Genomic DNA, 13,250 nt, shown 5'->3' with positions numbered 1-13,250 from the left:
GGCGCATCTTCTAATAGAAATGCAAAAACAGCGTGCATCTTTTCAGGTGCACGCTGTTTCTTTTTATTCTTTTACGCGCATCAGCCGTAAACTGTTGAGGGCAACTAGGAGGGTAGCGCCCATATCGGACATAATCGCGATCCACAGGGTCAACCAACCTGGAATGACCAACAGCAGCGCAATCGCTTTGATGCCAATAGCAAACGCAATGTTCGCTTTAATGATGTTCAATGATTTCCGGCTCAACTTCACCGTGAACGGCAGTTTGCTCAAATCATCTCCCATCAAGACCACATCAGCGGTCTCCATCGCGGTATCAGTTCCGGCACCGCCCATGGCAATTCCGACAGTAGAAGCAGCGAGTGCCGGCGCGTCGTTCACGCCGTCTCCAATCATCGCCACATTGCCGTACTCGGCCCGTAAGCGTTTGATAACATTCAATTTGTCTTCGGGCATCAGTTCGGCTTGGATTTCGGTGACACCGACCTCTCGGCCGATGGCCTGACCGGTCGCTTTGTTGTCGCCCGTCAGCATGATTGTCTTCTTGATGCCCATTTGATGCAGCTTCTGGATGACTTCCTTGCTGGATTCACGAACTTCATCCGCCACAGCGATGACCGCCAGGATACTTTGTTCCGTGCCGATGATCATCGCCGTCTTGCCTTGATTTTGAAGAGCTGTGACATTTTGTTCCAAGTTCTTATCCGCACTTGCGGCGCCCAACTCGATAAAGAGAGTCGGGCTGCCGATGTAGTACGTGATGCCATCTACTGTCCCTTTAATCCCTTTGCCGGTAATGGAAGAGAAGTCCTCGACCAGTACTGAAGAATAAGCAATGTTCTCGGCATCCGCTTTTTTCATGATGGCCGAAGCAAGGGGATGCTGCGAGCGATACTCCAGCGCAGTGACAATGGAAAGCAGTTCTTTTTCATCGATGCCCTTGTTCAAGATCTCAAAGTTCGTGACAACAGGAACCCCTTTGGTTAGGGTGCCGGTCTTATCAAGGGCAATGGCTTTCAGTGCGCCCATTTCTTCCAAGTACACGCCGCCTTTTACCAATACACCTTTTTTCGCTGCGTTCCCAATAGCGGATACAATCGAAATTGGTGTAGAAATGACCAACGCACATGGACAGCCCACTACTAGTACTGCTAATCCTTGATAGACCCACGTTTCCCAGCTGGCATCAAACACGAGTGGAGGGACGATGGCCACGAGTGCGGCAACCATCATGATGATTGGTGTGTAATACTTTGCAAACTTATCAACAAATGCTTGCGATGGGGCCCGTTCGCCTTGTGCTTCCTCAACAAGGTGGATAATTTTCGCAATAGTTGTGTCTTCAACCAACTTGGTGACTTTAACTTCAAGCAAGCCCTCTTCGTTCAGTGTACCGGCGAAGACATCATCGGTCACCGTTTTAGCGACCGGCACGGATTCGCCGGTGATTGCCGCCTGATTGACTGCCGAATAACCGTTGGTTACCGTGCCGTCCATCGCAATCTTCTGTCCGGGTCTGACAATCATGGTATCGCCCACGACAATGTCGTCCACCGAAATCAGAAGTTCCTGGCCATTCCGTCGGACGAGTGCCTCTTTCGGGGCGATGTCCATTAACGAACGGATGGATTGCCGGGCCCGGTCCATCGAAAAGCGTTCCAAGGCCTCGCTAATCGCAAACAAGATAACTACGATAGATGCTTCTGCCCATTCGCCGATAAAGGCTGCCCCGATAACCGCAACGGTCATGAGCGTCTTCATGTCGAAATCCAGGCGAATCAGGTTCTGGAAGCCGACTTTGAAGAGCGAGTATCCGCCAATGACAATGGCTGCCACAAACAAAAGAGATGTCATCAAGTTTTCTTCGCCGTTCACGAATTGGGAAATGTAGCCGAAGACAATCAACAGCGTGGAATAGAGCAAGACGCTGTGCTTTTGGTAAAACGGCACTTTCTTCTCTTTTATAGTTGGCGTTTTATCGGTTTCCGTTTTCGGACCAGCTTGCCGACCTGTGATTTCAGGAACGACCTTCAGGTTTTCAAAAGCACCTGCTTTTTCCAATTCCTCGACGGTGGTCGCACCGTAAACGGAAATTTTGGAAGCCCCGAAGTTCACTTTGGCATCTTGGACACCCGGAATCTGCTTGACGTTGTTCTCGAATTTTCCGGCGCAGTTCGCGCACGTAAAGCCTTCGACCCGGTAAACATTTTTGTCTTCGACCGCTGCGTTTACTCCGGGAACCGGTTGGCGCTTCGGTTTTTCCGGTGCCACTTTCAAGTTTTCGAAGGCACCGGCTTTTTCCAGTTCTTCGACCGTTGCCTCGCCGTAAACGGAAATTTTCGAAGCCCCAAAATTCACTTTCGCATCCTGGACACCGGAGATTTGCTTGACGTTCTTCTCGAATTTTCCGGCACAATTCGCACAGGAGAAGCCTTCAACCCGGTAGACCGTTTTGTCTTCTGTTTCCTTCGTTTTTTCAACCAATGGAAACAACCTCCTTCTGATGGATGAAGGCCACTTGCACCAAGTGTTTCACATGAGCGTCATCCAGCGAGTAGTAGACCAATTTGCCTTCTTTGCTGTATTTCGCCAATCCCATATTTTTCAACAGACGCAGATGGTAGGAGGCCGTTGCGGTGGAAGAGCCGATGATATTCGCAACGTCGCACACACAAAGTTTGTCCTCCAGCGATAAAGCATAGGCGATCTTGATTCGCGTATCGTCCGACAACGCCTTGAAGATTTTCGCCACTTCCAATGGATTTTGATCTGCCAGCTGCCGCTGAACGCGTTCCACCTTTTCCTCATCTACACAGACCACATCACAAATCTCTTTTGCCATTTTCGTTCACTCCTTTTCCTCATTCGTTTTTTAAAGAAGTTGATTTTCTTCTATTGAAGTTTAAGGTGCGAAATTAATTCAATTCACCAAACCCCAAAGGAAACGGAAGGTCCCATTCTCCACCATAATCAAGATACCGAGTCCAATAAAGACGACCGGCACAATCCATCGTTCCCATTTCTCGATCGTTTCAGAGACCGATTTGACGGATGCCAAACGGTAACTGAGGTAACACAAAATGGCTATCATAACGGCAAATACAATCAACATCGCAATGGTTTCATTCGGACTCAAGGTTGAGAAGTAGGGTATGTAGACACCGATGTTATCACCGCCGGCCGCCAATGTAATAACCGTGACGGTGACAAACAGGCGATTGGACTTTCCGGAAGACAAGCGAGACAAGAGATCCTCTTCGTTGTTCTCCTCTTCTTCCCTTTTCCAGACTTTGATTCCCAGGTAAATCGGAATGAGACCCAGCAGGCCCACCCAATGAGTCGGTACAAGCGTCAAGCCATAAGCAGCTAATAGACTGACGCCTACTAATATGGCTGTCCCCAGATACTGGCCGATCACAATGGATTTTAACTGACCTTTTTTCATCGTCTGCGAAAATAAAATCACCAAAATGATGACATAGTCAATGCTGGTCGCAACGTAAGCTGCAACAGCGGAAAAAACCGTGGTTAACAGCGCCCTCATCTCCTTTGCGGATATACGAGTATGGATTGATATCCTCTGATAGTTAAACATTCAAATGAACGTTTGATTAAGGCAAGTGTACAAAGATTTCGATGGATTGTCAATTATACATTCAAATGATTGTTTTAATATTTGAACATGCTTGTTAGAATGAACAGAGAGTGACAAGTGGCAAGGTAAATTGAAATTTAGTATGGTCAATTCAGGCATGTCTTGTTAAGCATTCTATTTTTATAAATGCTAGAAATGGTATCGAAGTACGACGTAGAGCCGTTGATTGATAAATCACGATAGGAAAGAGGGATAGTATGGATAAAAACAATAAGAAGAAACAGTCCGGAATGAAGTTCGCAGTTCTCCTGACGCTGTTGGCAGTCGGCATTTTAGCGGCAATTGTGGTACTGACAAACCAGCAAACTGCCTCGACAGTGGAAACAGGGGCAGTGGATATAGCGGGCCAGCCGATGCTTGGGGAAAGTGATGCACCGGTCACAGTCGTGGAATTTGGGGATTTCAAATGCCCGTCCTGTAAAGCGTGGGGAGAAATGGTGTATCCGCAGCTGGTGGCGGACTATGTCGAAACAGGCGATGTGAAATTCTCCTACATCAACGTTCTTTTCCACGGAAATGAATCGGTCGGAGGCTCGTTGGCTGCCGAAGCCGTCTACGAACAAAGTCCGGAATCCTATTGGAACTTCCACAAAGCCTTATTTGTGGCACAACCAACTGAAAATCATGATGCAGCATGGCTGACACCAGAGAAAACACTGGAAGTAGCCGCTGAATTTTCAGCCATTGACCAAGTCCAGATGAAAGAGGACATGGAAAAACAAGAGACGATGGACAAAGTGAAAGCAGATGAAGCCTTGGTAGAAGAGCATGAGGTAGCGATGACCCCAACAATTGTCGTCAATGGACAAACATTGGAAGATCCATTTGATTACGATGCCATCAAAGCGTTGATCGATCAAGAATTAGCGGAGGAAAACTAATGGACGAAACCCATAAAGTATCGGATAAAAGGGGCTTCTTGCTGTACGGGGCTTGGTTTGTCTCGTTAATTGCGACGCTCGGAAGCCTGTATTTTAGTGAAATCAAAGGGTTCATTCCATGTGATCTGTGCTGGTTCCAGCGGATTTTCATGTATCCCCTTGTTTTCATTTTGGGGATTGCCACGTTTCAGAACGATTGGAAGGTTGCCCGTTATGTTCTGCCACTATCTGTCATCGGGGGAAGCATCTCGGCCATGCATTACATGGAACAGAAAATACCAGGGTTTGGCGGGGTCCGGCCCTGTGTGAGCGGAGTTCCTTGCAGCGCAGAGTATATCAACTGGTTTGGGTTTATCACTATCCCTTTCCTTGCATTTGTTGCTTTTCTTTTGATTACGAGTGCGATGGTGTTGCTGATTGTGAAGAAAAAAGCAAATTAATATAGTAATTGATAGACAGTAAAAAGCGCTTTTCTCCGAATGAGAGAAGCGCTTTTCAAATTCCTTCATTTACTACCGTCTGTCTGTTAAAGATGCTTTCACGCTCTTCTGGTACTTGAATACTTTCGACCACAGATAGATGGCTAGGCCGATGAATAAGATAGGCATTTGCCAGCCAATTTTATCAGTTACTATAAAATCATATATGGACCAAATAAATAGAGCTCCACTATAAAAAAGAAAACCGATAGTAGAAGACCAATCTTTTGAGACATGTTTAGTTCGTGTCACCTATTCTCCTCCTTTTGATGTTGAAGTAGCTAAGTGCTCATCATTGATACGATATCAGAAGAAACACCAGCAAAAATTGAATGAATTGGTACGTGTCGTTCCTACACTTAACTTTAGTCTACCTGCCTAAGATATCAAACATTTTTTGATATATTGACGAATGAAGATCCTGAATGTATAGGATTTACGGCAAGTATAAAATGAATTTGGGTTTACGTGTTATGGGATTATCGGAAGCTGTATAAACACAAAGAGAGAGAAGAGGCTGTTCAAAGCTTGTTTTCTTTCTCTTTTGTTTGTAAAAGTGCTGGCTTAATTTTTTTGACTTAGTTAATCTTAAGAGGCAGTCGCTCATATAGTTAGTTTTCTCTTTCCGTAAAGGAGTGCCATCATGAACGTATTCGAAAAGTTTCAAACTGTTATCATTTTATCGGCAGTAGGAATCGGACTATTACTGGGACAGGTTGTTTTTTTTGAAACGTATGCAGAGTCTTTCATCGTTCCGTTTTTACTACTGATGCTTTACGGGTTATTTCTAAACATTCCATTGCAGCACTTGAAAGATGCTTTTGAAAATCGCAAGTTCTTAAATACCAGCATCTTTATCAATTTTATCTGGACACCTTTAGTAGCGTGGGGGCTGGGAGCTATCTTCCTTTCTGAGCATCCAGCTCTTTGGATTGGTTTTATCATGCTGATGGTGACGCCTTGTATCGACTGGTACTTGATGTTCACTTCCATAGCCAAAGGGAATATACCCTTGTCCACGTCTGTTTTACCGATTAATTTGATCCTTCAGGTAGTGCTTCTGCCCGTCTATCTATTCATTTTTGCTGGTACGATTCAATCCATTCCGTTATCGACCATTGGAGAAAGTATTCTATTGGTACTGGTAATTCCTTTCGCTCTTGCACACTTGACCCGTTATAGCTTGAGGAAGAAAAAAGCCTTCTTAAATAAGAAGTTGGTCCCTTTTTTCGCTACTGCACAAATCATTTTTTTAGCCATAGCAATCATGGCCATGTTCGCGTCGCAAGGAAATTATTTAATCAATAATCTTGAGGCCATTTCTGTACTAGTCATACCGGTGTTACTTTTCTTCGTTGTTAACTTCGTACTTGCCCAAACTGTAGGGAAAGCCATGAAATTTTCATACGAAGATACAGTGAGCCTAAGCCTTACCATCATTGCACGCAATTCGCCCGTTTCGTTAGCGATTGCGGTCATCGCCTTTCCGGATCAACCCTTGATTGCATTAGCCTTAGTCATTGGTCCACTTATTGAATTGCCCGTGTTAGCGATTGTTTCTCAAGCATTGCTCACTTTAAGGAAAAACAAGCCAGTAAATAATTTCAAATAGCTGTTTGCCGAAAAGCTGTTACTGGCATTTGAGGAATGTAGTGTTTGGCAATTAAGGGAATGCATGAATTACCGCATATTCAACGCTTTATACGGAGTGGCGGGTATGATAAGCTCGCGTGCTATGCAAAGTCACATAGCGCATTCCTTTGCGTGAAATCGTACCCGCAGAGGCTCCGTGTCAAGCGACATAGGGCAGAGAATTTATACATCTAACCGAATATTCTTAATTGCCATTATATACATTTCTTATCTGCCAAATACAGAAAAGCAGAGAGTGATTGGGAAGATAGCTAAGTTGAGTTAACATATGACCGCTTATCGGAAGTACGTTACTCAATGAAAATAGAAAAGCACAGCTAATTAAAATTTAGCTGTGCTTTTCTATATTGACAGAAAGGTTGCTGTTACTCTCTGTTATCAAGTATTAAAAATTTAGTTTGGCATCTGCCAGCATCTTGATCATATTCGGATCGGAGTGGGAGAAAAATTGGCTTTCGCCGATATTTAGGGTTGCAATGGCAGCTTTGTCTTCGTCTGTCAAACTGAAATCAAAGATATCGATATTCTCTGACATACGCTCCGGTTTGGTCGATTTCGCCAATACCACGATATCCTGTTCCATAAGCCAACGGACGATTACTTGGGCGACTGATTTCTGGTATTTCTGCCCGATTTCACTCAGTACTTCATTTTGGAAAATATTATTTTTCCCTTCTGCGAACGGTGCCCAAGCTTCAGGAACGATTCCTTCCGCCTTAATTGCTTCGATCGCTTCCGTTTGTTGGTTGAATGGATTAATCTCGATTTGGTTAATCGCAGGCTTGGTTTCATTAAACAAGGACAAGTCCACAACGCGATCTACAGCAAAGTTTGAGACGCCAATTGCCCGGACTTTTCCTGATTTTTGCAGCTCGTTCATCGCGCGCCATGCACCATAGACATCATTGTAGGGCTGATGAATCAATAACAGATCCACATAGTCCATACCAAGGCGGTCAAGCGAACCTTGGAAAGAATTCATGACGCCATCATACGAGACATTTTCTACCCAAATCTTAGTAGTGATGAAGAGTTCTTCGCGAGCTACACCTGAATTCTTAATGCCTGAACCAACTTCTGTTTCGTTTGCATACGCTTGTGCTGTATCAATATGACGGTATCCCGCCTGAATGGCATCAATCACAGCTTGTTCTGTTTCTGCAGGGGGAATCTGATATACGCCAAAACCGAGAATTGGAATTTCGACGTCGTTATTGAGCTTTACTGATTGCATAGTATTGCCTCCTTAAAGTTTTATTCCCCCTCACCTTAAACTATGGAGTGAACTCCATAGCAAGTCTTTTGTTTAACTTTTTGTATACTGTTTCATTTCCCAAAGTTTCTCAACGCTATCAGGTGTCAAATCGCCATTTTTGAATTGAGTCAAATGCTCATCGTACGTATCGAGCTTATATTTTAATAGAGCACGTATATCGGTCATTTCCTTGATTTTCTGATCAATTTCTTCTAATTGATCTTTCAGTATTTGTTTTTGAGCGCCGGCCACATTCTGCACTTCACTTAATTTGGCGAGGTCCGCAAATTCAATCAGCGATTCAATGGATAGTCCGGCTGAACGGAGGCTCTTGGCCAGAAAGATCCAATTCAAATCATTCGTCTGATAATTTCGGTAGCCATTTTCACCGCGGAGGACTGGAGGAATCACGCCGACACGTTCGTAATACCGGAGTGTATCAATCGACAGGCCAAACATTTCCGCCACTTGTTTACTGTTCATGGTATCGCCTTCCTTAGCTTTTGATAATTTCATCTTACACGCCATTATGGATATTCCCTATTCTTATGTTTTCCTTATGATCAGCTGTACATGGAAATGGAAGTTGAAATCCAAAGGCCGGCAAGCCTTCATATGACGTTTCTTACTTCGTTTGGTAATCACATAAGCCACTTTGACAGGATTAGGCAATCATGCAAGAGAAATGGGATAACGATTATTTTTCGCCTGCTGCATAATAGAAATGTCTATATATTAAAATATTTCAGTTCAGATAGAACAAACCGGAAAGTTATATGCTAAGTGGAATGAAAAAATACCAGCTGAAGAAGGAGACAATGTATGAAAAAATTTTTAGTTCAGCCTTTTATATTAGTGGCGCTCACGCTTGTCCTTATAGCGTGCAGTAATAGGGAGGAGCCAGTGGTCCCACAGGATTCGATGGGGGACGAGACACAAACTACTGACGCCCAAACTTCAGATTCTCAAAATAATCAGGAATCTTCCGCTACAAGCCTAATTCAGTTGCCTGAAAATTATGAGGAAGGTGTGCTCTATACGACTGTGACACGTGGAAGCGCTTTTGAGGAGTTGTTTACGAGCGAAGAAGCAATTGAAGCTGTTCAAAACGGAGAACCGGTGCCGAGCGGTACTGTCATGACGCTTAAGATTTATGAGGATGAAGTGCTCGATCGGATCTTTGTGATGGAAAAACGGGATGATTGGGACCCTGAAATTTTACCTGAACAGCGGAACGGGGAATGGGCTTACCAATCCTTCGATCCTGAAGGTGCCTTAAACGAAGGCGAAGATATTGGCCGGTGCATCTCTTGCCATGCGGGGCAGGAAAATGATGACTTTTTATACAAATTGGATGAAATGAAGACATATGACCTCGAAGCGCTTGCAGGACAGGAGGACAGTGCGGCCTTTCAATTCGCAGACAGCCACTCATCGGGATGGGGTGTGATGGAGGTTGATGCAGATTCAGGCCAAGCTCTGACACAGGTGGCACAGGGAGGAGAAAACCTTTTAACGAATGGTCCTGAATCGCAAAAAGTGGTACAAGATGTTCTTTTGCGGATGTATATCAATGGACTTGAAAGTTAAAAGAGCGCTCCTGATAGAGGCACCCGGCACTCAACAAAGGAAGAGGAGAATTTTGTGAATCGACTTATGATTTTTAGATTAAGCGTGGACCTTTCCATGACCGTGCTTATGGTAGTGGCAATGGCGTATCAAATTACGGGGAATATGATTCATGAAGTAGTTGGCATCTCACTTTTGGGTTTGTTTATTCTGCATAATTTTTTCAATCGAAAATGGTATAAGGCGATTTTCAAAGGGAAATATAATGCTCGTCGCATCCTAGGCGTTGCAGTTAATTTTCTTTTTCTCATATCGATAGCTGTGATTTTAATCAGTTCTGCGCCAATTTCCGCTGATGTTTTCCCTTTTCTTTCTTCTAGCAATGACATGATCTGGCGACAAATTCATGTTCTTACCTCTTACTGGGGCTTTATTTTTATGGCTGTCCACACCGGATTGTCCTGGGCCATGATTATCAATTCTGTAAGCAAAATGACGGACATTAAGCATGCAAGCCGCATGCGGACGATTGTGCTGCGTGTTTTGGCGGTAGTGATTGTTATTTATGGCGTGCAGGTTTCCGTGGAGAGAGATATAGGAGAGAAGCTAACGATCTATAATCCATTTGGTTGGGGTTATGATGATTCAGCCATGAGATTTATAATTGATTATCTATCCATCATGGGAATCTATATCAGTGGGACTCATTATGCAGTGAAGTTTATTCAAAAACAGAATAAGCGCAAGCTTACAAGCAGCACAACGAGCAAGTAAGGTAATGGGTGATTTGTATGGAAGATGGACGTGGTGGATACGTTTTTCTTATGGGGGTGTTCCAAATTAAGCTCAACAGCTTGTTTAACTTGTTTGCTTTATCGCTTATTTTAGTAATGGGAATCCCAGGATGCCAGGTTCAGCCAACCACAGATCCAAGTAAAACTGGATATGAGGAGGAATCTAACGATACTATGCAAAATGATACAGACAAAAAAGAGAATGAGCACTTGACTGTCGATGATTCTATCGGGGATTTACTGGCGCACCCAGCATTTCAAGGGTTTCAAAATCATTTGATGCCGCGGAATGACAGCAACTATGACGAAGCTATGCTCCTTCGTCATGTTGATGGGGTGTTGCCCTATCACAGTCATGTTAATCCCGATACAGTAGTTACTTCCCTTAACTATATGGTCGATGAGATGAATGCAGGTGAAAAAATATTCTATGATTTTTATTCAGAAGATCAAAAACAAGAGGATCAGAGCCTATCAAATACAGGGCTTTTCTTTTTCAGGGGCGATCCTGGAGCGCCTTTCGCTATTATTAGCCCTGGTGGCGGTTTTTCTTATGTCGGCTCACTCCACGAAGGGTTCCCCTATGCAATGGAATTGAGTAAGCGTGGATATAATGCGTTTGTATTAACCTACCGAGTCGGTGGAGAAGAAATTGCCACAGAAGATTTGATTGCAGCTATTTCATACATTGTAGAAAATGCTGAAGAGCTTGAAGTCTCTGTTAAGGATTATTCTGTGTGGGGAAGTTCGGCAGGAGCTAGAATGGCGGCAAATGCGGGGTCATTCAGGGCGAATGGATTTAGTCCTCCTGCTGCCGTTGTGATGGCGTATACAGCGCATCAGAATTTTACTGAAAGTGATCCACCTACATTTGTTACTGCAAGTAAATGCGATAGAATTGTCAACATAGAGGCAGTCAGAAATAGAGTGGCTAACTTAAGGGATGTAGGGATTGACGTTGAATATGTTGAGTTTGACAACGTCGGGCATGGATTTGGATTAGGGACAGGGACGGATGCTGAAGGATGGATTGAAAAAGCGATAGGTTTTTGGGAAATGCAGATGGAAGCTTCTTGATTACTAAAACGAAAAAGCACACCCAATTGCTAGTGCCGCTAGCAATTGGGTGTGCTTTTTTAGATTTGAGTCTTTGCCTGTCAATATGATGGTTTTGAAATGATTTACCCATTCTCTAAATCTTCTCAATGGATAGCATCTAGCGGAAACCCGTCACACCTCACTTCGAATGCGCTTTAAATCCTCTTTTGGTGGAAAGCCGAACATGCGAGAATATTCACGGCTGAATTGTGAGGGACTCTCATAGCCAATTCGAAAAGCAACATCAGTTGCTTCTGTTGCTTCCGTCACTAACAAGCGCCGGGCTTCCTGTAATCTTAATTGCTTTTGAAATTGAACGGGACTCATTGCAGTCACTTGTTTAAATTGCCTATGGAAGGAAGATACACTCAAATTCGCTATTTCCGCCAGATCTTCAATCCGGAACGGCTGATGGAAGTTCTTCATTATATATTGGATGGCATCGCTAATTTGATACGTCGAACTTTCTTCCAGTGCCATTTGTTTTAATGTCGCACCGTGTGGTCCTTGGAGAAGTCGGTAAAGTATTTCCTGCTTGATAAGGGGGGCCAGCGCCAGAATATCGTTCGGCTGGTCCAATAAACGGGCTAATCTGATAACAGCGTCCAATAAAGGACCATCAAGCGGAGTGACAGACATGCCTCGTTTCGCCTTTTCTTTTCGATTCACTTTTAATTGGGAAGCATGTAAAACTGCTAGTATTTCGTTGGATGTAAACTCAAGTTTGATTGCCAAATAGGGAGCGTCTGGAGTCCCCTCTATAACTTGACCGGTAATGGGTAAGTTAACAGATGTTAGAAGATACTCGGAAGGGCCATATATAAAGTTCTCGTGGGCAAGTATGATTTCCTTGGAACCTTGTGCAATGATGCACAGGGAAGGACTTTGGACGCCGTAATGGGGGCCGGTGACTTGGGAGAATCGAGTGAAAAATAAAGAAGGAATTTCAGTTTCCTGTTTGCCGTCTCCGTCGATGTGACGCTCAATCAGCTTTGTAAACTCATCTTGAAATCCAGACATAACAACCTCCTCATTTCTTTTCTTATTAGCCTCATTCTATAGGCTTCAAGCTGACAAGTAAATGAATGTGATAGGAATAGGCAATCATTTGCCATGAATGAGATATCGCTCGATTCACCATATGGGGCATAATTATCCTACGCATTACTGTTTATAAGGGGGAAGCAACATGAAAATTTTAGTTTTAGGTGCAGCTGGACAGATTGCCCGCATGTTAACACGAGAGGTACTCCATCAAACCAGTCATTCACTCGTTCTTTACGCAAGAAACGGGCGTGAGCGTTTAACACCTATTCATGACCTTCGGGAAATGGTGATTGATGGGGATTTTAAAGACAGAGATAAATTGATCGACGCAATGAAAGAGGTGGATCTTGTTTACGTTAATGACATGGGCGATGAAAAAGCAACCCAGGCAATTATGGATGCTATGCATGAAACAGGAGTGAGAAGAGTGATAGCAGCGTCGGTTCTTGGAATATATGACGAAGTGCCAGACACTTTCGGAGAATGGAATAAACGCATGATTGGTGGAAGTCCTAGAATGGATTCGCAGGTTGAATCTGCACGCATACTGGAAAATTCCAATTTAGAATATACGCTATTGAGATTAACATGGCTTTACAACGAAGCTGGAAATACGAACTACATGATTAGCCAAAAAGGGGAACCCTTTATCGGTGCGCAAGTGACGCGACAGGCCGTAACCCGGTTAATTATGGATATCATCGAAGAGGAAAGCGACAGATATCTTCGAACCAGCCTGGGTGTGAGCGAACCGGATACAGATTGGGACAAGCCTTCATTTTATTGAGAAAGACGAACAGTTCTTTAGGAAAATGTGAA

At 43.9% G+C, this 13,250-nt stretch carries 13 protein-coding genes; 7 read left to right on the top strand and 6 right to left on the bottom strand.

Annotated features, from left to right (window positions below):
* Window positions 1–63: 63 nt before the first annotated feature.
* The 3 genes from DFR62_RS08795 to DFR62_RS08785 all read right to left on the bottom strand — a co-directional run bounded on the left by DFR62_RS08795 (window position 64) and on the right by DFR62_RS08785 (window position 3,535).
* Window positions 64–2,484, bottom strand: coding sequence for a heavy metal translocating P-type ATPase (locus DFR62_RS08795; RefSeq protein ID WP_121299833.1), 2,421 nt, complete (start codon window positions 2,482–2,484; stop codon window positions 64–66).
* Window positions 2,477–2,842 carry an ArsR/SmtB family transcription factor gene (locus DFR62_RS08790; protein ID WP_121299831.1) on the bottom strand — a complete coding sequence of 122 codons (366 nt, stop codon included), beginning with the start codon at window positions 2,840–2,842 and terminating at the stop codon, window positions 2,477–2,479. Before DFR62_RS08790 ends, DFR62_RS08795 begins: the two co-directional genes overlap by 8 nt.
* A 78-nt stretch (window positions 2,843–2,920) precedes the next feature.
* Window positions 2,921–3,535, bottom strand: coding sequence for a CadD family cadmium resistance transporter (locus DFR62_RS08785; protein WP_121300280.1), 615 nt, complete (start codon window positions 3,533–3,535; stop codon window positions 2,921–2,923).
* Between the two features lie 317 nt (window positions 3,536–3,852).
* Here DFR62_RS08785 and DFR62_RS08780 point away from each other — a divergent pair, with 317 nt between their 5' ends.
* The 3 genes from DFR62_RS08780 to DFR62_RS08765 all read left to right on the top strand — a co-directional run bounded on the left by DFR62_RS08780 (window position 3,853) and on the right by DFR62_RS08765 (window position 6,627).
* On the top strand, window positions 3,853–4,536 hold the full coding sequence (locus DFR62_RS08780) for a DsbA family protein (protein WP_121299829.1): 684 nt from the start codon (window positions 3,853–3,855) through the stop codon (window positions 4,534–4,536).
* Window positions 4,536–4,976, top strand: coding sequence for a disulfide oxidoreductase (locus DFR62_RS08775; protein ID WP_121299827.1), 441 nt, complete (start codon window positions 4,536–4,538; stop codon window positions 4,974–4,976). Before DFR62_RS08780 ends, DFR62_RS08775 begins: the two co-directional genes overlap by 1 nt.
* Window positions 4,977–5,658: 682 nt before the next feature.
* Window positions 5,659–6,627 carry an arsenic resistance protein gene (locus DFR62_RS08765; protein WP_121299823.1) on the top strand — a complete coding sequence of 323 codons (969 nt, stop codon included), beginning with the start codon at window positions 5,659–5,661 and terminating at the stop codon, window positions 6,625–6,627.
* Between the two features lie 426 nt (window positions 6,628–7,053).
* Here DFR62_RS08765 and DFR62_RS08760 read toward each other — a convergent pair whose 3' ends face one another.
* On the bottom strand, window positions 7,054–7,902 hold the full coding sequence (locus DFR62_RS08760) for an aldo/keto reductase (protein WP_121299821.1): 849 nt from the start codon (window positions 7,900–7,902) through the stop codon (window positions 7,054–7,056).
* Between the two features lie 72 nt (window positions 7,903–7,974).
* Window positions 7,975–8,406, bottom strand: coding sequence for a MerR family transcriptional regulator (locus DFR62_RS08755; protein ID WP_121299819.1), 432 nt, complete (start codon window positions 8,404–8,406; stop codon window positions 7,975–7,977).
* A 339-nt stretch (window positions 8,407–8,745) separates the two neighbouring features.
* Here DFR62_RS08755 and DFR62_RS08750 point away from each other — a divergent pair, with 339 nt between their 5' ends.
* Genes DFR62_RS08750 through DFR62_RS08740 form a run of 3 tightly spaced genes read left to right on the top strand, consistent with a single transcriptional unit; the run spans window position 8,746 to window position 11,363 of the window.
* Complete coding sequence (locus DFR62_RS08750; protein WP_121299817.1) at window positions 8,746–9,513, top strand: cytochrome P460 family protein; 768 nt, start codon at window positions 8,746–8,748, stop codon at window positions 9,511–9,513.
* 54 nt (window positions 9,514–9,567) lie between these two features.
* On the top strand, window positions 9,568–10,266 hold the full coding sequence (locus DFR62_RS08745) for a DUF4405 domain-containing protein (protein WP_121299815.1): 699 nt from the start codon (window positions 9,568–9,570) through the stop codon (window positions 10,264–10,266).
* A 17-nt stretch (window positions 10,267–10,283) separates the two neighbouring features.
* Window positions 10,284–11,363 (top strand): alpha/beta hydrolase, encoded by a 1,080-nt coding sequence (locus DFR62_RS08740; RefSeq protein ID WP_206662497.1) that lies wholly within the window; start codon window positions 10,284–10,286, stop codon window positions 11,361–11,363.
* Between the two features lie 153 nt (window positions 11,364–11,516).
* Here DFR62_RS08740 and DFR62_RS08735 read toward each other — a convergent pair whose 3' ends face one another.
* Window positions 11,517–12,404 (bottom strand): AraC family transcriptional regulator, encoded by an 888-nt coding sequence (locus DFR62_RS08735; protein WP_121299813.1) that lies wholly within the window; start codon window positions 12,402–12,404, stop codon window positions 11,517–11,519.
* Window positions 12,405–12,573: 169 nt separating this feature from the next.
* Here DFR62_RS08735 and DFR62_RS08730 point away from each other — a divergent pair, with 169 nt between their 5' ends.
* The gene (locus DFR62_RS08730) at window positions 12,574–13,218 is read left to right on the top strand and encodes an NAD(P)H-binding protein (protein WP_121299811.1); all 645 of its coding nucleotides are present in this window, start codon (window positions 12,574–12,576) and stop codon (window positions 13,216–13,218) included.
* Window positions 13,219–13,250: the final 32 nt, after the last annotated feature.

Origin of the sequence: Planococcus citreus (assembly GCF_003664125.1) — a bacterium.
Lineage (GTDB): Bacteria > Bacillota > Bacilli > Bacillales_A > Planococcaceae > Planococcus > Planococcus citreus.
Note: the sequence above shows the minus strand (reverse complement) of the source record. Positions and strands in the feature narration are given on the sequence as shown.